Annotated in this window: 19 protein-coding genes and 1 pseudogene; 7 read left to right on the plus strand and 13 right to left on the minus strand. The window is 59.7% G+C overall.

The features are described from left to right. Positions 1 to 10: 10 nt before the first annotated feature. From ACA065_RS17385 to ACA065_RS17395, 3 genes are all read left to right on the plus strand, one after another. Positions 11 to 1,255 carry a saccharopine dehydrogenase family protein gene (locus ACA065_RS17385; protein WP_332847115.1) on the plus strand — a complete coding sequence of 415 codons (1,245 nt, stop codon included), beginning with the start codon at positions 11 to 13 and terminating at the stop codon, positions 1,253 to 1,255. A gap of 375 nt (positions 1,256 to 1,630) precedes the next feature. Further along, on the plus strand, positions 1,631 to 2,419 hold the full coding sequence (mddA, locus tag ACA065_RS17390) for a methanethiol S-methyltransferase (RefSeq protein ID WP_497690759.1): 789 nt from the start codon (positions 1,631 to 1,633) through the stop codon (positions 2,417 to 2,419). Then, positions 2,412 to 2,678, plus strand: coding sequence for a hypothetical protein (locus ACA065_RS17395; RefSeq protein ID WP_094952692.1), 267 nt, complete (start codon positions 2,412 to 2,414; stop codon positions 2,676 to 2,678). Before mddA ends, ACA065_RS17395 begins: the two co-directional genes overlap by 8 nt. Here ACA065_RS17395 and ACA065_RS17400 read toward each other — a convergent pair. Further along, positions 2,673 to 3,365 (minus strand): M24 family metallopeptidase, encoded by a 693-nt coding sequence (locus tag ACA065_RS17400; RefSeq protein ID WP_497690760.1) that lies wholly within the window; start codon positions 3,363 to 3,365, stop codon positions 2,673 to 2,675. The genes ACA065_RS17395 and ACA065_RS17400 overlap by 6 nt on opposite strands. A 358-nt stretch (positions 3,366 to 3,723) precedes the next feature. Between ACA065_RS17400 and ACA065_RS17405 the strand changes: the two genes are divergently transcribed. Next, positions 3,724 to 4,059: a DUF6124 family protein gene (locus ACA065_RS17405; protein ID WP_497690761.1), complete on the plus strand. Its 336-nt coding sequence runs from the start codon at positions 3,724 to 3,726 to the stop codon at positions 4,057 to 4,059. Positions 4,060 to 4,081: 22 nt separating this feature from the next. Here the strand turns inward: ACA065_RS17405 and ACA065_RS17410 are convergent, their stop codons facing one another. The 5 genes from ACA065_RS17410 to ACA065_RS17430 form a co-directional block, all read right to left on the minus strand. After that, positions 4,082 to 5,443, minus strand: a complete 1,362-nt coding sequence (locus ACA065_RS17410; protein ID WP_497695370.1) for an IS4 family transposase — start codon at positions 5,441 to 5,443, stop codon at positions 4,082 to 4,084. A gap of 303 nt (positions 5,444 to 5,746) precedes the next feature. After that, on the minus strand, positions 5,747 to 6,466 hold the full coding sequence (locus ACA065_RS17415; RefSeq protein WP_414188718.1) for an ATPase: 720 nt from the start codon (positions 6,464 to 6,466) through the stop codon (positions 5,747 to 5,749). Positions 6,467 to 6,486: 20 nt separating this feature from the next. Next, positions 6,487 to 6,777 (minus strand): hypothetical protein, encoded by a 291-nt coding sequence (locus ACA065_RS17420; RefSeq protein WP_497690762.1) that lies wholly within the window; start codon positions 6,775 to 6,777, stop codon positions 6,487 to 6,489. Positions 6,778 to 6,924: 147 nt separating this feature from the next. After that, positions 6,925 to 7,833, minus strand: coding sequence for a glutaminase B (gene glsB / locus ACA065_RS17425; protein ID WP_414188767.1), 909 nt, complete (start codon positions 7,831 to 7,833; stop codon positions 6,925 to 6,927). Between the two features lie 55 nt (positions 7,834 to 7,888). Next, positions 7,889 to 8,233 carry a hypothetical protein gene (locus tag ACA065_RS17430; RefSeq protein ID WP_497690763.1) on the minus strand — a complete coding sequence of 115 codons (345 nt, stop codon included), beginning with the start codon at positions 8,231 to 8,233 and terminating at the stop codon, positions 7,889 to 7,891. Positions 8,234 to 8,325: 92 nt separating this feature from the next. Here ACA065_RS17430 and ACA065_RS17435 point away from each other — a divergent pair, with 92 nt between their 5' ends. Continuing rightward, entirely contained in the window at positions 8,326 to 8,673 is a 348-nt protein-coding gene (locus tag ACA065_RS17435; RefSeq protein WP_497690764.1) for a hypothetical protein, read from the plus strand. Positions 8,674 to 9,368: 695 nt separating this feature from the next. On the opposite strand, the gene ACA065_RS17440 is transcribed toward ACA065_RS17435, so the two are convergent. Then, positions 9,369 to 9,779 (minus strand): hypothetical protein, encoded by a 411-nt coding sequence (locus ACA065_RS17440; protein WP_497690765.1) that lies wholly within the window; start codon positions 9,777 to 9,779, stop codon positions 9,369 to 9,371. Positions 9,780 to 9,888: 109 nt separating this feature from the next. Between ACA065_RS17440 and ACA065_RS17445 the strand changes: the two genes are divergently transcribed. Beyond that, positions 9,889 to 10,740: an AraC family transcriptional regulator gene (locus ACA065_RS17445; protein WP_497690766.1), complete on the plus strand. Its 852-nt coding sequence runs from the start codon at positions 9,889 to 9,891 to the stop codon at positions 10,738 to 10,740. Here the strand turns inward: ACA065_RS17445 and ACA065_RS17450 are convergent, their stop codons facing one another. Together ACA065_RS17450 and ACA065_RS17455 are read right to left on the minus strand one after the other, a co-directional pair. Then, positions 10,741 to 11,382, minus strand: coding sequence for a ribonuclease T2 family protein (locus ACA065_RS17450; RefSeq protein WP_497690767.1), 642 nt, complete (start codon positions 11,380 to 11,382; stop codon positions 10,741 to 10,743). 89 nt (positions 11,383 to 11,471) lie between these two features. Continuing rightward, entirely contained in the window at positions 11,472 to 12,452 is a 981-nt protein-coding gene (locus tag ACA065_RS17455; protein WP_497690768.1) for a Gfo/Idh/MocA family protein, read from the minus strand. A 127-nt stretch (positions 12,453 to 12,579) separates the two neighbouring features. Here ACA065_RS17455 and ACA065_RS17460 point away from each other — a divergent pair, with 127 nt between their 5' ends. Beyond that, a complete protein-coding gene (locus ACA065_RS17460; protein WP_497690769.1) occupies positions 12,580 to 12,942 on the plus strand; it encodes an NUDIX hydrolase in 363 nt (120 codons plus the stop codon). Here ACA065_RS17460 and ACA065_RS17465 read toward each other — a convergent pair. From ACA065_RS17465 to ACA065_RS17480, 4 genes and pseudogenes are all read right to left on the minus strand, one after another. Beyond that, a pseudogene (locus ACA065_RS17465) lies at positions 12,928 to 13,640 on the minus strand (transporter substrate-binding domain-containing protein). The gene ACA065_RS17460 and the pseudogene ACA065_RS17465 overlap by 15 nt on opposite strands. Beyond that, positions 13,633 to 16,287: an aconitate hydratase AcnA gene (acnA, locus tag ACA065_RS17470; protein WP_497690770.1), complete on the minus strand. Its 2,655-nt coding sequence runs from the start codon at positions 16,285 to 16,287 to the stop codon at positions 13,633 to 13,635. Before acnA ends, ACA065_RS17465 begins: the two are co-directional and overlap by 8 nt. After that, the gene (gene rocD, locus ACA065_RS17475; RefSeq protein ID WP_497690771.1) at positions 16,284 to 17,477 is read right to left on the minus strand and encodes an ornithine--oxo-acid transaminase; all 1,194 of its coding nucleotides are present in this window, start codon (positions 17,475 to 17,477) and stop codon (positions 16,284 to 16,286) included. The genes acnA and rocD overlap by 4 nt, the downstream gene beginning before the upstream one ends. Before the next feature lie 89 nt (positions 17,478 to 17,566). Further along, positions 17,567 to 18,685 (minus strand): succinylglutamate desuccinylase/aspartoacylase family protein, encoded by a 1,119-nt coding sequence (locus tag ACA065_RS17480; protein ID WP_497690772.1) that lies wholly within the window; start codon positions 18,683 to 18,685, stop codon positions 17,567 to 17,569. Positions 18,686 to 18,840 lie beyond the last annotated feature (155 nt).

Consider the following 18,840-nt stretch of genomic DNA (forward strand, 5'->3'; position numbering starts at 1 on the left):
AATAAAGCAATTGAAAAAGAACGTTCTTATCATTGGTGCAGGAGGTGTCGCCAAGGTGGTGGCCCACAAGTGCGCGCAGCACAACGACGAACTCGGTCGTATTGCTATCGCGTCGCGCAACATCTCCAAATGCCAGGCCATCATCGACAGCGTCAAGGCCAAGGGTAGCCTCAAGGTTCCCGCCGACATCCAAGCCTTCGCGCTGAACGCCCTGGACGTGGAAGCGACCAAGGCCCTGATCCGCGAGACCGAGTCGCAGATCGTCATCAACGTAGGTTCCGCGTTCCTCAACATGTCGGTACTGCGTGCCTGCATCGACACAGGCGTTGCGTACCTCGACACCGCCATCCACGAAGAGCCGGGCAAGGTCTGCGAGACCCCGCCGTGGTACGGCAACTATGAGTGGAACCACCTGGAAGAGTGCAAACAGAAGAACATCACCGCCATTCTTGGCGTGGGCTTCGACCCGGGTGTGGTCAACGCGTATGCCGCGCTGGCGCAGCAACAGCATTTCGACCGCATTGATTCCATCGACATTCTGGACGTCAATGCCGGCAGCCATGGCAAATACTTTGCCACCAACTTCGACCCGGAAATCAACTTCCGCGAATTCACCGGGCAGGTGTGGAGCTGGCAGAACAGCCAGTGGACCAGCAACACCATGTTCGAAGTCAAACGTACCGACGACCTGCCGGTAGTCGGCTCGCAAAACCTGTACCTGACCGGCCACGATGAAGTGCACTCGCTGTCGAAAAACCTCGACGTGCCCAACGTGCGTTTCTGGATGAGCTTCGGCGAACACTACATCAACGTGTTCACCGTACTGAAAAACCTCGGCCTGCTCTCCGAAAAACCAGTCAAAACCGCAGAAGGCCTGGAAGTGGTGCCGTTGAAAGTGGTCAAGGCCGTACTGCCCGACCCGTCTTCGCTCGCCCCTGGCTACACCGGCAAGACCTGCATCGGCGACCTGGTCAAAGGCACCAAAGATGGCCAGCCACGCGAGCTGTTCATCTACAACGTGGCCTGCCATGAAGAAGCCTTTGCCGAGACCGACAGCCAAGGCATCTCCTACACCGCAGGCGTGCCACCGGTGGCTGCTGCGCTGCTGGTTGCGCGTGGTGAGTGGGATGTGAAGCACATGGCCAACGTCGAGGAACTGCCAGCCGAGCCGTTCCTCAAAGCGCTGGACGTGATGGGCTTGCCGACTCGCATTAAAGACGAGCACGGTGACCGTGCGTGGGATGCGATTGCCTGAATAGGCGGTAGCTGACCGAACAAAAAAATGCGCCCTCTGGGGCGCATTTTTTGTTTGGGCACAGAGAGATTCGTCAGCACACATTTGGATCTTTAGCCTCTGTTATTCCGTGTATTTAGCTCGGCGTGCGTGAGGCGCTCAACAGCATCAGTGTCACACTGAATGACTCCAGGTTTCGTTGTTGTATGGAATGCAGCGGTTATAAATCGGCGCCGTGGCGCAACACAGCCTGCTGGATCAGTTGAAGATCCAAAACAGTCTAAACAACTGTCAATTCTCACAGGTTACGCGCCCCACGAACTGCGCTAGTTTAGCCAGTCGAGAGCGCAATCATCGATTGGCTTACCCCTTAAACATGAGCGAAAGGACTCGTCCATGAACCGGAAAAAAGATCCAAACAACCTTGCGGCACGCGCTGCCGGGCTGGTCTACAGCACCGGCTGCTACCTGATCTTCCTATGCACCATTCTCTATTTGATAGGGTTTGTAGGCGGCGTAGTCGTGCCCAAACACCTCGACTCCGGCCCTCTTGTCGATTGGCCACTGGCAGCCACGGTCAACTGCTTGCTGATCATTCTGTTCAGCGTCCAGCACACCGTAATGGCGCGTAAAAGCTTCAAGCACTGGTTGGCAGCATTCGTCCCCGCAGCGGCTGAACGCTCAACGTATGTATTGCTGAGCAGCCTGATGCTCACGTTGATGTTCTGGCTGTGGCAACCGCTCACGCTCACGGTGTGGCAGGTGGAGCCCACCTGGGCCACTGCATTGTTGACCGTGCTGTTCTGGCTGGGCTGGGGCCTTGTGGCGTTGGCAACCTTGCTGATCAGTCACTTCGAACTGTTCGGACTCAAGCAAGCCATCGACCGCTGGCGCAACACGCCACAACAAGCGCCGGTGTTCAGAACGCCATGGTTCTACAAGGTCGTGCGCCATCCGCTGTACCTGGGGTTTCTGATCGCCTTCTGGGCCACGCCACATATGACGGCGGGCCATCTGCTGTTTGCGGTGGGCATGACGATCTATATCTTTATCGGCGCCTACTTTGAAGAAAAAGACTTGGTGGTGCTGTTTGGTGAACGGTACCGGCGCTACCAGCAAGAAGTCAGCATGGTATTGCCCCTGCCGAAGAGCAGCGTCACGGCACAGAGAAAAGAGCATGAGTAAGCACAAGCCCAGCCCAGCAAAGAAGCCGTCCGAGAGTTCATCAGAAGAGGCAGCCCACACGCCACGAGCACGAAACCGTTTAGGCATCACCGCCCACCTGCCCAGCTGGGTGTTCGCGCTGCTCATCGCACTCTGCGCCATCGGCGCACTGCAAGACCGCATCCGCCGCGTACGGCCGGCGTACGCCGCGCTGCTGTGCGTCGGGGTACTCTTGCTGTTATTGGCGGGCTGGGTACAGTGGTTTGCGCCTGGCTCATAGCTCGCAGGCGTCACCCTCGCCATCAAAAAAATAGATGTTTTCGTGCTTGTAACCCCAGCGGCCTGCGCGCTCACGGATATGCGGCTCGAAGGTAAAACACGCCACTTCCTCAAGACGCCGGTGGTTGCCCGCTTCAATGTAAAGCCGCTGATCACGCTGCGTGCAGATGCTGTGACCAACGTTCCCGGCGAAATCCAGGTTCTCAAAACCGGTGATCTCGATCAAATCATTGGCGAACTCATAAAGTTCATTGAAGGTGGTTTCAGGCCGAACAAACCGCCGCATGCGCTCATGCAATGCGTGCTCGGCTGCATGACCTCGGCTGAATTCAACGCCGGTCGGCACCGCTCGGCAGACGCCCTCCTCCATGTAAAACGAACGCGCGCAATCGCCCCAATGGCTGCCAGACCTTGGGCTTAGGTCCACGGTGATCAGGTTGTGTGTTCCCACCGGCTCCTCAGCAGGCTGATAGTCGCGGCCGGACACGGAAAGCAGGCTGCGCGAACCGAGTAACACAAAGGCCGGGCAGTCGTAGTACCAGGTGTCTGGGTAGCCGGCTTCGTTGAGTAACTGCGTGGCTCGTCGGGCGATGGAGGTTTCTGTCGAGTCGGCCGTGATGCAAGCGATGAGCTGCTGCAACACCCACTTTGCTGCGGTTTGGACGACATGATTAGGCGGTTTGGGCATGGTCGGCTTCTTCCTTGAGTCGGTGCAGCTTACGCGATTGCAGAGTGCTCGAGGCAGGGTGCTCTCGGACATTTCCCACAGTGGTTTCAGGTTGTCGCTCGGAAGTGCGCTGACTAACCTCTCGTCGTCGCTGCCAATTCAGTGACCGGATTTGACCGTCCGCCCTCCCAACTGCATCTGTGCCATATCCAATCAGGCGTTTTTTCTACGCCTGTTGTATCGTGTCGCGGCAGCTGTACGCGGGATACCTTCGGGTATGCCGGGCTTCTTTGGGACCGGTCGGTCAACCCGCGTATAGCTGCCACCCTCTTTCGTATGACCGCGAATCGTGGCAGCTCCATTCCCGGAGAGATTCACCATGATTAAAGACAGCCCAAATCCCCCAGGCCAGCAAGACTTCGACATCAGCACCCTGCACGAAGTGGCCTACCGCGCGATCAGCCACTACCTCAACCCCGGCAAACCCATTCCCGAACCCTGCGAAGGTATCTTCACCGTGCGCGCCGACCTGGGCACCGAAACCTTGCTGGTCAATGCTTCCCAGGACCTGGCGTCCATCTGCGAAATCGCCAACCATATGGCCTTTGAAATCGACGGCTCGCAACGCAATGTCGCGCTGGGCATCTGCCGAATGCTGGAAGGCGTGCAGTTGCTGGTGGACAAAGCACTGAACGTGGCCCACCCGGCCGCATGAAGATCGTTCCCACGCTCTGCGCTCATCGTTCTACACAAGTCTCGATGAGCGCACGCTGGGCTTCTAACGCAATTACAAATTCGCGTATTCGTTGCATCCCGATCCACATTGATTTTGGACCGGGAGGGCCGTCATTTTTACGCCCGAGGTAGCCTCCCAAACTGGTTACCAACAAAACCATTTCACCTAGAGAGGGGGGCTCAGAAGGCGGCGGGCACCGTTTAACCACGATGTAGGCTGCCTTCCACTCCGAAACGTCGAATACCATCTCGCAACTTAAGTCCGGACACGTGCGTCCCAGCATCAAGCTGTACAACACTCGCCACGTCGTAATCAGATACAAGCCAATACATGGCAGTAACCTTTCCTCGGTTTCCAATTGCAGGCGGCTGACTTGACAGCCATTTTTCAGCACGTTGAAAAACACCTCAATGGACCACCGAACGCCATACCACTCCACGACAGTGCTGGCTTGCTCAAGCGTGCTGACCGGCAAGCTGGTCAGCAGCAACCACTCCAGCGGCTCGGCGCCCTCTATAACGTTTTCTTCGCGAGCTAAAACCCCATTAATCGTGACGTCGGGCAATTTGTAGCCAGGTCTATCGGGCGCTCGCAACGTCACCGTGGCTGTACGCAACGTAATATCAGCCAGTCGTGCCGGACGTTTAGGTCGCGCTCTTACTTCAACCTTGAGCGTCCCCAATGACGGTGCCTGCTCTAATGCCGACCACAATTTCTCACTTTCAGGCTCCAACAGGCGCCGGTCTTGAGCCCCCCGCACGATCCATTGAGCTCGTGTATCCGGGCTGAACTCTTGATAATCAACAAACCATTCGTACAAGTCGCCCTCAGCATCAGCCAAGTTGACGACCAGATTGTTCGGTATTTGTCCGGCAATCGCGCAGCTGGTCTGATAACTATCGATCCAACGCTGACTTTCTTTCTCCACAATCCCTTTGTCTCGCCGCTCTTGGCGTGGGCTCGGCGTATCGCGGTTCCACCATTGGGCGTCGACGACGCCCAGGCAAATACGTTCAGGGGTAAAGGCAACGGTGGGATGTAAGCGCCGGGAGTGTTTTTTCTGCGCCTTGAGGGTGCCCATCCCTTTGGGCCCAAGATTTACCCACTTATCCATCTCGATTGTGTCTTGAACCAGCAGCACCACGGGGCTGCTTTGCATTCGCTCAAGAGTCGCGTCCTGATGAGGTTGCAGCACTTTTTGGAACGTGACTTTTTCATTATCAAGGAACCGATAAGCTGCCATTGTTTCAGCTAGCCCCCGGCAAGCCGTCGGAATACTGTTACTTGGGTGATCGGCCAAACGCTCCAAAAAACTAGCCAGCCTAGCGTTGAGGCGTTTGTCGCCTAAGTCGGCGGTAATCATTTCGTCTTGTGCCCAGTTCAATCATCGTTCTCCATTTCTGTCCCAAGTTAAAAATACCTCGAAAACAGAGTTATGTAGAACGATGAGCGCTCTGCGTGGGAACGCCGCCCCGGAGCGCTCCGCGTCCCGCTTTTAGAGATGCACAAGCCCTGCGCAACGTGACGCGGAGCGTCACAGGATGCATGCCCACGCAGAGCGTGGGCACGATCAGCGTGGCCCACCCGAGGGCTTGAAATAGACGAGATAGAGCGCCTGAGCTATCTTCGGGCGCTCTATCGAAAAATCAAAACCGTCGCGCTACTTCTACGTTAACTTGTCAATCACGTATTGCTGAAACCACGCGGGCTGTGTATCCGAGATGATATCGATATCCTCTCCTTCTGTGATTTCAGCAAGCTGAGCAAAGCTGGGTTCACCATCTTGTGAGTTGTCAAAGATGTAAGCTCGATTTGACAGCAATATTGCCTCGGAAAGATTTTCCAAGGACCGCTGATAACGAGATCGAATCTTGTCTGCTGGGACATCATGCCCTCCATTGGATGCTCTGTAAGCGACCCTGGCGACGTTGATATCGGCATCTGCCGTAGCGACGTAGTAAACGTACACGCGATAACCGGCGGCTTTCGCATGTCGCAGCAGTTCAATTTTGCTGATATCCGACATAACGGTTTCGAAAGTGAAACTCACACATTCCTCAATCAGAGAAACGCGAATAAAGTCAGATAGAGCAGAAGCTATATAGGAATCAACTTGCCGTGAAGGAAAGGCGATCTGATCATCCGCCACAACCAGACTATCTAACTTGGCAAGTGAGTCGGGAAATTTTAAAAGTAGCGTATGGCTACGCAAGAATGGAATAGCCCGCCTTACATATTGCTCAAGCCCAAATGCAGCCAGCTCAAACGTCCCCGTTTCGCGGATGTTTAACTCAATGGCGTCAGGGTTAATGTAGTTAACCAGCAAATGCGCCGGAACTTTCGAATTGAACGTGCTCTTACCACTCCCATTCGGCCCGGCGAACATCCGGACTCGAGGCGTCGTGCTCAAGCCTGAATCTGCGCCTGGGCAGCTCGACGATCCAAAAGAGCTTTTCTGGTTTTCAAGCGGGTGCCAGCCTTGATGGTTCCGTAAGTTTCGACTGGGCGAATAACCAATGTCTCGGTATTTGAGACTTTCATCAGTTGGCCAGCACGAACCACGAGGACCGACTCACCCTTGGACAGGGCAACCTCATAAGCATCCCGAAATGCCTTTGCTGCAATAGAGGGGATACTTGATTCTTGGGCAAGCACCTGTGCTTCGGTAATCTGTGGCTTAACTTTTTTACGTGACATGCAAGTCTCCGGCTCAGGACAAGGGAGGATCAATGACAATTAGCATAGATCACCTCGGGCGTCGATCGCAGGACTGACTTTACCTCAATATGTATCCCATGTCCTCTCAGCCAATGTTTACGGCGTTCGCCCCCAAGGTGGAAGCGCTTAAAACACCGACCACCCAATCCGCTCACTCAGCAACTCCAACGCCTTCATCCCCGCCAGCGAATTCCCCGCTGCGTTCAACTCCGGCGACCAAACACACACCGTAAACTGCCCCGGCACCACCGCGACAATCCCGCCGCCGACCCCGCTCTTGCCCGGCAAGCCCACGCGATATGCAAAATTGCCCGCCTCGTCATACAGCCCGCTGGTGGCCATGATCGAGTTGACTTGTTTGGTCTGGCGCGCGGTCAGGATTTGCTCGCCGCTGTGGGCGCTCGTGCCTTCGTTGGCAAGGAAGCTGAACGCTTTGGCCAAGTCCAGGCAGCTCATCTGCAGCGCGCAGTAGTTGAAGTAGCTGTGCAGCACGGCGTCGACGTCGTTGTGGAAGTTGCCGAAGGCTTTCATCAGGTAGGCCATGGCTGCGTTGCGCGCGCCGTGCTGGGCTTCGGAGTCGGCGACGACGCTGTTGACCAGGATCTGCGGGTTGCCCGACAGGCGCCGCACGAAGTCGCGCATCGACAGGATCGGCACGGCAAAACGTGATTGGTTGATGTCGCAGATCACCAGCGCGCCGGCGTTGATGAAGGGGTTGCGCGGGCGGCCGCGCTCGAATTCCAGCTGCACCATGGAGTTGAACGGCTGCCCCGACGGCTCGTGGCCCAGGCGTTCCCAGATGGTTTCACCGCCGTGGTCGATGGCCTGTACCAGGCTGAAGACCTTGGAGATGCTCTGCACCGAAAACAAGGTGTCGGCATCACCGGCGCGGTAAGCCGCGCCGTCGTTGCCGTACACGGCGATGCCGAGTTGGTTGGCGGGCACGTCGGCCAGCGCGGGGATGTAGTCGGCGACTTTGCCCTGGCCGATCAGTGGACGAACTTCGTCGAGGATCGACTCGAGCAGTGCCTGCATGTCTTGTCCGGTCATGTTTCTTTGAATCAGTGATAAGCGGGGCGCGGAGGATACTTCAATGCGCCCGAAAGCCCCACACTATCTCCACCACCCGCTCGGCAATCACCAGGTAAACCAGAATTAGCAGCAGTTGCAGTGCCAGGTGATACCGCAGCTTGGCCAGCCGGCGAATGCCGTCGCTGATGTTCAACACCATCAACACGGCGGACAAGATAATCAGGCCCCAGCCCGCCACGCTGGCGGCGAACACGCCGATAAACAACTCACGCTGCCCGAGCAAGGTGTTGGTCCCTGCCGCAAACAGCAGCGCGCAGACCAGCAGGTTCTTCACATTGTCGAAGATCTGCGTGCTCAGGTCGTTTTCCAGCAAGGCCAAATAACGTTTCCATAAGGTGTGCATAGGTCAGTTCCGGGTAAGGGATCGCTCGTCAATCAAAGTAGTCCAATAGCCCGTACACTGCACCGCTGCGCTTACTCCATGAGGACTTTTGCATGAAATTGATGATCGGCTTGGCCGCCCTGCTGCTGGTATCGGCCTGCTCTACCCACGCGCCTGCCCCGGCCCCCGCACAGGATTCCGCCGCGTCCACCTGCCTGGCGGGCGGTGGCACGATGAAGCAGGTCGGCAAGTTGCAGAGCTGGAAGTGCATCACGCCGTACAAGGACGCGGGCAAGGCGTGCACCGACTCGAGCCAGTGCGAGGGTGAGTGCCAGACCAGTGTGACCACGCAATCGGGTAACGGCCCTGTAGCCGGCGCATGCCAGGTGGATAACAGTCATTTCGGCTGCTCGGCGACGGTGGAGAAAGGCAAGCTGGGCCGGGCGATTTGCGTGGATTGAGCCCCACCACATCCCCATGTGGGAGCGGGCTTGCTCGCGAAGGCGCAGTGTCAGTCACCGGATGTGCAGCTGACCCACCGCATTCGCGAGCAAGCCCGCTCCCACAGTTTTTACCGCGTACACTTTAGAAATTCGCCATCTCGCAGACCTGCTCATTCAGCATTCTGGGCCGGGGGTTTTGCGCGAACTAATGGGCACCACCGAAACCATGTGGGAGCTGGCTTGCCTGCGATGAGGCCGGGTCAGCAGACATCAATGTGACTGACCCGCCGCCATCGCAGGCAAGCCAGCTCCCACAGTTTTTTTGCGGTGCAGCTTAGAAATTCACCACGTCGCAGACCTGCTCATTCAGCATTCTGGGCCGGGCGTTTTGCGTGAACTGATGGGCACCACCGAAACCATGTGGGAGCTGGCTTGCCTGCGATGAGGCCGGGTCAGCAGACATCAATGTGACTGACCCGCCGCCATCGCAGGCAAGCCAGCTCCCACAGTTTTTTGCGGCGCAGCTTAGAAATTCGCCATCTCGCAGACTTGCTCAGCACCCTGGGCCGGGTGGCTTGCGCGAAATAATGGGCACCACCGAAACCATGTGGGAGCGGGCTTGCTCGCGAAGTCGGCGTGTCAGTCACCGGATGTGTAGCTGGCCCACTGCATTCGCGAGCAAGCCCGCTCCCACATTTTTTACCGCGTACACGTTAGAAGTGCGCCACGTCACAGACCTGTTCATCCAGCACATCGCGCGCCAGCGCCCACGCCTGGTCCTTGGATTCCACCACCAGCAGCGGGTAGCCCCAGGCCTTGCCGAACATCGCGGCAAACGGTTTGAGGGCCAGACGTTGGGCCGCGCTGGGTTCGACCTGGATCATGCCTTTGACGAAGGTGCGCAACGCCTGTTTGTTTTTCTTCATCCAGATTGAGGCTTGTTTACGCTCCTCGTGGGAGTGTTCGTGGTTGTTTTCGTCCACGGCTTTTTCGTGCAGCAGTACGAACGATTGCTCGCGTGCCAACAGGCTTTCGAAGATCGCGAAGGTGTCTTGCGGGCCGCCTTCGTTGGGCGCGTCGAAGACGATTTTCACCACGGGGAATGTTGTGCTGTCGAGTCGCATGGTAGAACTCCTAAATGAGAGTAGATCTCACTATAAAGCTCAACTCAGTGGACGGCATTGCACAAAATAGCCAGAATACTTCGCAATTCAGCCAAGCTGCGAACCCGCCATGAAGCACCATCGCCTGGACCTGCATCACCCCTCGATGTCCAAGGATGCCGACATGTTCCCGCGTGCGGTGGTAGCCGTGAGTGCCACCAGCACCAGCCAGAGCTGGGAGCACACCCCGCATTCGCATCGCAAGGGCCAGCTGATGTACACCCTGCGCGGGGTGATTCACTGTCAGATCGAGGCCGGTATATGGATTGTGCCGCCCCAATGTGCGCTGTGGATTCCCGGTGGCCTGGCGCATGCCGCGCGGGGTTCCGGCGAAGCCCAAGTGTATTGCCTGCTGATCGACCCCGACGCCGCCAGCGCCCTGCCCGCGCAATGCTGCACCTTGGCCGTGTCGGGCCTGTTGCATGAGCTGATCAGCAAGGCGGTGAGTTTCCCGCAGCTGTATGACGAAAACGGCGCCCAGGGCCGCTTGATCAATACCCTGCTGGATGAATTGGCCGACGCCCCCATCGAGGCCCTGCACTTGCCGATGCCTCAGGACCCAAGGCTGCGGCGCCTGGCGGAAAGTTTGTTGGCCGACCCCAGCGACAAGGCCACCCTCAGCCAGTGGGCTATGCGCATTGGCATGAGCGAACGCAGCATGACGCGCTTGCTGTTGGAAGAACTGGGCTTGAGTTTCGGCCGCTGGCGCCGGCAGTTGCATGTGATCCTGTCACTGCAACGCCTGGCCAAGGGTGAAAGCGTGCAGCGGGTGGCGCTGGACCTGGGTTATGAGAACGCCAGCGGCTTTATCACCATGTTCCGCAAAGCTGTGGGCCAGCCACCGGCGCGTTACCTCGCAGACCGCGCCGGGGCCTCGAGTGCGACGGCACCGGCGGCCATCGCCTTGCACTCGGGCAGCTGATCAACGCTGCACTGGAATCCGGATATCCCCGCCCTTGCACTGGGTTTTCACACTTCTGGGGCAGCCTGCAAAGCGCAGCTCCTTGCTCAGGCACACGCGCACTTCGGACAGCACCTTGCCTTTGCAGATCACCGCCATGCCATGGTTGCCCATGGACGGGTTGCTCTGGCGGAACAAGTTTTCGATTTCCTGCGCCTCCAGATAATTGGGCACATTGAACGGCTGCAATTGCTGCGGAATCTGCACGGCCGCCAATGCCGTATCAGTCGCCTCCAGATAGCGCGACGCGCCCAGCCCGCTGCACGTGCCGTGCTTGGTCCACTCATGTTTGAGCAAGGCCTGGGTGGGAAACATCAACGCGCCCTTGGCCAAGTCCTCTGCCGACAGCCGCGATTGCGCATCACACGACGCCGGCCAGCCGCCTTTGGCGTACTGCGGCCATAGCCCGTGCAGCACAAACCCGTAGCCTTTGCCTGTGCACTGCTCGTTGCCGGGGTGCGTCAGGCAAAACGTCGGCGACCACGACAACGACAGTACATAAAAATCAAAGTCTCCCGCTGGCCGCTGCTCCCGTTGTGCCGCTTGCGTCGCCATACTGGCCAGCACCAGGCAGATTGCCATCGATGTTGCTTTGTAGTTCATCCTTCTATTCCTTGAAAAAAGTCAGCCACCATTGTTGAGAACGGCGGCCATAAACGATAGCGGCCAAAGCAACACAAGGGGTTGGAAAACTACTCGGGACGATTGGGATTGCGCTGCAATACCTTGTCCAGAATCCGGTCGGTCTTCAGCGCCTCGAGGGCCAATGAAGGGTGCTCGGCTTCGCCACGAATATGCGCGTTCATCGCCAGCACATGGTGCCACTGGATATGTTCATGGTGTGGCACTTCGAGCACTTCGTTAACCTCGCCTTCAAGGCGCAGTGGCTGGTTTTCGAACACCGCAAAGGTGATGCGGCCACCGCTGCCGATCAGCTCGACGCGGTCTTCGCGGCAGTGCGCAACAAAGTTCCAGCAGCCCATGCCCAGTGCACCGGAGCCGAAGGTCCAGCAGGCTGTTACTGCATCTTCCGCCGCATACTGCCCGGCCTGTCGCGCAGTAAACCCGGTGACTTCGACAATATCGCCGGCCAGGTACTGGAACAAATCAAACCCGTGGCTGGCCAGGTCGGCAAAGTAGCCGCCACCCGCGATGGCCGGGTCGGTACGCCAGTTTTCAGCGCTGGCATCGGCGGCTGTCGGCGGCTTGCTGAAGGTCCAGATCACTTGGCGTAATTCACCGATGCGCCCGTCCCGCAACCACTCGCGTACTTTTTGGAAGCGTGGCAAGGAGCGGCGGTAGTAAGACACAAACAAATGCAGCCCGGCGCGTTCGAAGGTGCGCTGCATCAACGCACTCTGTTCAGCATTCAACGACATGGGTTTTTCGACGCAGCAATGCTTGCCGGCCGCCGCCACCATCAGGCTGTATTCAAGGTGGCTGTCGGGCGGTGTGGCGATGTACACGGCGTCCACTTCAGGGTCGTCGATCAGTGCCTGGGCGTCGGTGTAGAAACGCGCGATGCCGTGGCGTGCCGCATAATCGCGCACCGCCTCCTCACGCCGCCCCATTACCGCCACCAACGCCGAACCTGGCGCTTTGTAGAAAGCGGGTCCACTCTTCAATTCAGTGACATTGCCACAGCCGATCATGCCCCAACGTACGGTGTTCATCTGTTGTCCTCGTCGGTTTTCATCAATCGGTCAGTATCCACATCCCCACCGCTGTGCGCCATAAGCACTTAGCATGACAATTGCATTACACTTTTATGACACTCATCCCGCTGCGGGAGCACACACGATGAAAATAAGGGCCACGGTCATTTGCGAACACGAGGGGCATATCCTCTTCGTGCGCAAGGCCAGATCAAAATGGGCATTGCCAGGTGGCAAGGTCGAAAGTAATGAACGCCCGGTCGGCGCGGCTGAACGCGAGCTGGAAGAAGAAACCGGGTTGAATGTGGATGGTTTGCTGTATTTGCAGGAGTTGAAGGCCCGCGACACCGTGCACCATGTGTTCGAAGCCTCGGTGGTAAACATTGCCGACGCGCGGCCGTGCAACGAGATCGTCGCTTGCCAGTGGCACGCCTATGGCGCCCTCGACGAACTGGACACCACCGACGCCACGCGGCACATCGTCAGATCCTTCCTACGCCGCTTGTAATTCCGCGCTCTGCCCGCTGTCCAGTAAACCTCGCTTTACCCAACCATTGGCTTTCTGCCGTTCGACAAAGGATTTGACGAACGCGGCAGCGGCTGCATGCGCCACCGGCACCGCCATCGCTTGGTGGATGGTCATGAAGTCATCGTCCACCAGACGCCATTGGTCAGAAACCTGGGTTTGCAGGTAATCCCGCACACCCGCCGCCGCCTCCAGGCCTTGCTCGATAAACCAGTCCACCGCCGCGGCTGAGGTAGGTGCGCGCACCAGTTCGGCGTGCTGCACGGTGCGGCTCAAATACAGGTCGTAGGCCGCGCCTTGGCCGACGGCGATGCGCTTGCCCGGCGCATCCACTTGCGCGACGTGAGTCAGTGGCGAATCCCTTGCCACCAGATAGGTGCCCTTGATCGCCACATAAGGCGCACTGAAGGCGATTTGCTGTTCGCGCACCGGCTCGATGGCCAGAAACGCCACACGCCACACGTCATCGGCCAAGGCGGCAAACACCTTGCCAGCGGCCTCAAACGTGATCAGTTCAAGCCCGACACCCAACTCCTCGGCCAATGCCCGGGCCAATGCCACCGACACGCCTTGGGGCTCGCCACCCGCGCTGCGTTGCGCCAATACCGGGTTGCCCAAATTGATCGCGGCACGCAGCACGCCATCGGGGCCAGTTGTTGCAGAACTTGCGGGTCAATCATCGAGCACTCCTTGACGGGTCCGTTGTACGGTCTTGCGGATCACAAACGGCAATACGCCGCCGTGCTCAAGGTAACCAAGCTCTTGCAGCGAGTCGAGGCGCAACGCTAACTCACTGCGGCTGACACTGCCGTCGGCGCGCACGACCTGCAAGGTGATCGGGTTAAGGCCGACCTGCAGGCTCTCCAGCCCTTCAAATGTCAGGCGCTCACTGCCGTCCAAGGCCAAATCCTGCACCGAAGCACCCGCGCTGAACACCAACGGCAGCACGCCCATGCCGATCAGGTTGCTGCGGTGAATGCGCTCGATACTGCGCGCCACCACGGCCTTGATCCCCAGCAGGCTCAACACTTTGGCCGCCCAATCACGGCTGGAGCCGGCGCCGTAGTTGATGCCCGCGAACACCACGGTCGGCGTACCCACGTAACTTTGCGCAGCCAGGTACAGCGGTTGATACGCCGAGTGGTCGGCATTCCACGCCCACACGCCCTGGCGCGGCGGTTGCTGCGGGCCCAGCAGGTTATTCAGGCGCGGGTTGGTGAAGGCGCCGCGCACCATCACTTCGTGGTTGCTGCGCCGGGTCGAGTACTGGTTGAAATCCGCCTCGGCTTCGCCGCGCTCGCGCAGCCAGGCACCGGCGAGGCTGTCGGCCGGGATCGTGCCAGCAGGCGAGATATGGTCGGTGGTGACGTTATCGCCCAACACCACCAACGCCCTCGCGTCACACAAAGACAGGTTTTTCGCAGGCAGCGGCTGTATGCCGGCCAGGTACTGCGGCCGACGCAAATAGGTGGAATCGGCGCGCCAGGCAAACTGCACACTGCCCTCAGCCGCCAGCGCCTGCCAATGGTGGGTGCCCTGCCACAACAGCTCGCCACGCGCCTGGAACAACGCCGGGCGCACCACCTGGGCGACCTGCGCTGCCACCTCGGCATCGCTGGGCATCAGCTCATGCAAGTACACAGGCTTGCCGTGTGCATCCAGCGCCAGCGGGCAGGCCGACAGGTCGATATCGATGCTGCCGGCAATCGCATACGCCACGCACAACGCCGGCGAAGCCAAATAACCCGCCGGGACGTTCGGGTTGACCCGCCCTTCGAAATTGCGATTGCCCGACAGCACCACCACGCCTTTGAGCCCCTGCCGGGCGAAGCCTTCGACATGCGCCTCCAGGCTCCCGGAGTTGCCGATACAGGTCATGCAGCCAAAACCCGCGAGGTCAAAACCCAGCGCGGCAAAATCCTCCAGCAACCCGGCGGCTTCCAGGTAGTCGGCCACCACCCGCGAGCCCGGCGACAGCGAGGTCTTGACCCACGGCCTGCGCCCCACGCCACGCGCCCGCGCGTTGCGGGCCAGCAGCCCGGCCTGGATCATCTGCGCCGGGTTGGCGGTGTTGGTGCAACTGGTGATGGCCGACATCACCACTGCGCCATGGGTCAGCGGCGCGTCGAACGATGGCGCGAAAAATTGCTGACCGGGTTCGCCCTGCACATGCTGGTGAAACGACGCGGCGGCATTCGCCAAAGACTGGCGCTGGTGCGGCTGATGCGGCCCGGCGACACTCGGTTCGACCGTGGCCAGGTCCAGCTCGATCAGCTCATCGAAGTGCGGCTCGGGCTCGCCTGGCTGGCGCCACAACGATTGCGCCGCCATGTAGGTCGCCACCTTGGCCAACAACGGCCGCGGCCGCGCGCTTAATTCCAGGTAAGACAGGGTCTGGTCATCAAACGGGAAAAACACCACCGTGGCGCCATACTCCGGCGCCATGTTCGCCACCGTGCCACGCGCCGCCCAACTCAGCGACGCCAGCCCAGGCCCGCTGAACTCGACAAACTTGCCGACCATGCTGCGCTGGCGCAACAGCTCGGTCACGGTCAGCGCCAGGTCGGTGGCGGTAACGCCGGGGCGCAAGGCATTGCCGACGCGAATTCCCACCACCTGCGGGAAGGGAATCGGCACCGGCTCACCGAGCATCGCCGCCTGCCCTTCCAGCCCGCCTACCCCCCAACCCAGCACGCCGATGGCATTGATCATCGGCGTATGGCTGTCGGTGGCGACCATGCAATCGGGGTGCAGCAGCACGCCGCCATCGGCGGCCGGGCTCTCCCACACCACCTGCGCAATCGACTCCATGTTCATCTGGTGGATAATCCCCGTGCCCGGCGGGATGACCTTGAAGTTGTCCAGGCTGGCCTGGGCCCACTTGATAAAGCGGTAGCGTTCGCTGTTGCGGCGAAAGTCGATGTCGAGGTTGGCTTCCACCGCACCGGCTTCGGCGTAATGCTCGACGATCACCGAATGGTCGATGGTCAGCACGGCCGGAATCGACGGGTTCACCGCGGTCGGGTCGCCGCCGAGCTCCGCCACCACGTCGCGCATTCCGGCAAAGTCCGCCAACGCCGGCAGGCAGGTGGTGTCGTGGAACATCAGGCGGTTGGGCTGGAACGGCACCTCGCAGTCCGACCCCGTGCCCGTCGCCCGCGCCAGCACTTGCGGCAACGAAGCCGGCGCGCAGCGGGCGATGTTTTCCAGCAGGATGCGCAGCGAGTACGGCAGCCGATGCAATTGCACCGGCGTCAGCAGCTTGTGCAGGTCGACGTAGGCATAGCGTTGGCCGTCGATCGTCAGGTGGTTGAGGTAGTCGCTCATAGCTGCGCGAACACCCGCTCGATACGCGCCAGGCCCCAGTCCAATTCCTCGCGGGTGATGGACAACGGCGGCGCGATGCGCAGCACATTTTCGTGGGTTTCCTTGGTCAGCAGGCCTTCGCCGAGCAGTGCTTCGCAGATCGGCCGCGCATCGCGGTCCAGCTCCACGCCCACCCACAGGCCACGCCCGCGAATCTCGCGAATGGCCGGTGAGTTCATTGCGGTCAGGCGCTCTACCAGGTAGTGGCCGAGCTGCGCGCTGTTGTCGATCAAGCCCTCTTCTTCCAGCACATTCAGGGCTTCGAGGCCGACAGCGGCGGCCAGCGGGTTGCCGCCGAAGGTGGAGCCGTGGCTGCCGGCGTCGAACAGGTCCATGATCGTGTGATCGGCGACAAAGGCCGACACCGGCATGATCCCACCGCCCAGCGCTTTGCCGAGGATCAGCGCGTCCGGGCGAATGCCCTCGTGCTGGAAGGCAAACCACTTGCCGGTACGGCCCAGGCCCGACTGGATTTCATCGAGGATCAGCAGCGTGTTGGTCTCATCGCACAGCTGGCGCAGTTCACGCAGGAACCCGGCCGGTGGCACGCGAATACCGGCTTCGCCCTGGATCGGCTCGATCAGCACGGCGCAGGTGTCGGCGGTGATGGCCTGGCGGAAGCTCTCGATATCACCAAAGCGCGCTTCGCTGAAGCCTGCGCAGAACGGGCCGAAATCCGCCTTGTAATCCGGTTCGGAAGAGAAACCGACGATGGTCGAGGTGCGGCCGTGGAAGTTGTTGTCGGCGACCACGATGTTCGCCTGATTTGGCGCAATGCCTTTGACGCGATAGCCCCAGCGGCGCGCGGCCTTGATCGCGGTCTCCACGGCTTCGGCGCCGCTGTTCATCGGCAGTGCCGAATCGAAACCGCTGATGCGGCACAGGGTCTTGAGGAAGTTGCCCAAGGGCTCGCTGTAGAACGCACGGGAGACCACGCTGATCTTGTCGATCTGCGCCACCGCGGCAGCGCGGATACGTGGGTGAACATGGCCGTGGCTGACCGCGGAATAGGCCGACATCATGTCCAGGTAGCGCTTGCCGTCATCGCCAATGGCCCAGACGCCCTCGCCCTTGACGATGACCACCGGCAGCGGCGAATAGTTGTGGGCGCAGAATTGGTGTTCGAGGGTGATTGCCGGGTTGGGGTGCATGAGGGTGTCCTGCCAAAAGAAGAGTTAACCAACAATAAAGATCAACTGTGGGAGCGGGCTTGCCCCCACAGTTTTGAATGCATTCCAAATCAGGCGCTGAGTAATTTTCCGCTGCGTATCGGCGTGGCGCCCGAGACGCGGCCCAGCGGATCACCCGGCTTCACAAAGCGCACATCGCGGCGCATGTACAGCACCCCGGTGTTATGGCTGGTAATCGTCACGGTCTTGCCGCTGTGCGGGTCCACAATGTCAAACAACGCCTGCCCCGCTTCAATACGGCTACCGACGGCTGCACGGTGCACCAGCACGCCAGCGCTCGGCGCATAAAACTGCTCGCTGCCCGCCAACGGCGTGGCCGGGTTGCGCAACGCCGGCAACGGCCGTGGCGTGCCTTCGATGGCGCCCAGGTGCGTCAGGTAATCAATGATCGCGTTAGCGTCGTGATTGGCCAGTTCATAGGACACATCCCGCTGCCCGCGATGCTCGACCGTCACGGCGATGCTGCTGTCCGGAATCGGGAAACGCGCGCCGAGGCGTTCACGCAGGTTCACCCACAGCAGGTACAGCGCCTCATCAAACGAATTAGCTTGCGAGTCGGTGGCGAGCAACGTGGCTTCGGCGCCGATGTAACGCGCCAGCGGTTCAATGGTCGGCCACACCGCCTCACCGGTGTAGAGGTGCATCGCCGCTTCGCGGGAGCAATGCAGGTCGAGCACCACGTCGGCGTCATGGGCCAGCAGCATCAAGGTCTGTTGCAGCGACTGGTATTCATCCATCGGTTGCGCGGCCCGCAGGCACTCGCCCCACGCCGTGCGGATCAGCTCACGGTTGGCGTTGATGTCCTGCCCCAGCAGGTGCTCGACCTTGTCGGCGATGGCCTGATACGGCACCGGGAAACCCCGGTTGTAATTGCGCCCGCTGGCCAGTTCAAAACGCCCACTCGGGGCGCCCATGATGTATTGGCCCAGGCCCGCCGGGTTGGCCACGGCCACCAGCACGATCTGCGCATTCAGGCGGCCGGCACTTTCCAGCGCCACCAGGTGCCTGCGCAGCTGCGCGGCCACCAGCATGGCCGGGGTTTCATCGGCATGCAGCGCCGCCTGGATATAAATTTTTCGACCGGCACCCGCCGCTCCGTAATGCTCACTCTCCACGTACCTGTGGGTGCCTTGTGTCGCTTGCAGCAAGGGGTGTTGATTAAGTTTCATAAACCGGAAGTCTCGATATTCGAGTGATGGATCTTGAGAAAAATACTAACGAGACCGGGTGATCGCCTGTAAGGGCGGCCGAGGCTATCTTGATCTGGCAATCCGATCACTGTGGGAGCTGACTTGCCTGCGATAGCGATGTAACAGGCAACATT

The organism is Pseudomonas sp. LBUM1640 (genome assembly GCF_059716225.1).

Excerpts from the sequence above, each read along its gene's own strand:
- mddA (WP_497690759.1), top strand. The coding sequence starts at position 1,631 with ATGAACCGGAAAAAAGATCCAAACAACCTTGCGGCACGCGCTGCCGGG.
- ACA065_RS17395 (WP_094952692.1), top strand. The coding sequence starts at position 2,412 with ATGAGTAAGCACAAGCCCAGCCCAGCAAAGAAGCCGTCCGAGAGTTCA.
- ACA065_RS17400 (WP_497690760.1), bottom strand. The coding sequence starts at position 3,365 with ATGCCCAAACCGCCTAATCATGTCGTCCAAACCGCAGCAAAGTGGGTG.
- ACA065_RS17405 (WP_497690761.1), top strand. The coding sequence starts at position 3,724 with ATGATTAAAGACAGCCCAAATCCCCCAGGCCAGCAAGACTTCGACATC.
- ACA065_RS17410 (WP_497695370.1), bottom strand. The coding sequence starts at position 5,443 with ATGATTACCGCCGACTTAGGCGACAAACGCCTCAACGCTAGGCTGGCT.
- ACA065_RS17415 (WP_414188718.1), bottom strand. The coding sequence starts at position 6,466 with ATGTTCGCCGGGCCGAATGGGAGTGGTAAGAGCACGTTCAATTCGAAA.
- ACA065_RS17420 (WP_497690762.1), bottom strand. The coding sequence starts at position 6,777 with ATGTCACGTAAAAAAGTTAAGCCACAGATTACCGAAGCACAGGTGCTT.
- glsB (WP_414188767.1), bottom strand. The coding sequence starts at position 7,833 with ATGCAGGCACTGCTCGAGTCGATCCTCGACGAAGTTCGTCCACTGATC.
- ACA065_RS17430 (WP_497690763.1), bottom strand. The coding sequence starts at position 8,233 with ATGCACACCTTATGGAAACGTTATTTGGCCTTGCTGGAAAACGACCTG.
- ACA065_RS17435 (WP_497690764.1), top strand. The coding sequence starts at position 8,326 with ATGAAATTGATGATCGGCTTGGCCGCCCTGCTGCTGGTATCGGCCTGC.
- ACA065_RS17440 (WP_497690765.1), bottom strand. The coding sequence starts at position 9,779 with ATGCGACTCGACAGCACAACATTCCCCGTGGTGAAAATCGTCTTCGAC.
- ACA065_RS17445 (WP_497690766.1), top strand. The coding sequence starts at position 9,889 with ATGAAGCACCATCGCCTGGACCTGCATCACCCCTCGATGTCCAAGGAT.
- ACA065_RS17450 (WP_497690767.1), bottom strand. The coding sequence starts at position 11,382 with ATGAACTACAAAGCAACATCGATGGCAATCTGCCTGGTGCTGGCCAGT.
- ACA065_RS17455 (WP_497690768.1), bottom strand. The coding sequence starts at position 12,452 with ATGAACACCGTACGTTGGGGCATGATCGGCTGTGGCAATGTCACTGAA.
- ACA065_RS17460 (WP_497690769.1), top strand. The coding sequence starts at position 12,580 with ATGAAAATAAGGGCCACGGTCATTTGCGAACACGAGGGGCATATCCTC.
- acnA (WP_497690770.1), bottom strand. The coding sequence starts at position 16,287 with ATGAGCGACTACCTCAACCACCTGACGATCGACGGCCAACGCTATGCC.
- rocD (WP_497690771.1), bottom strand. The coding sequence starts at position 17,477 with ATGCACCCCAACCCGGCAATCACCCTCGAACACCAATTCTGCGCCCAC.
- ACA065_RS17480 (WP_497690772.1), bottom strand. The coding sequence starts at position 18,685 with ATGAAACTTAATCAACACCCCTTGCTGCAAGCGACACAAGGCACCCAC.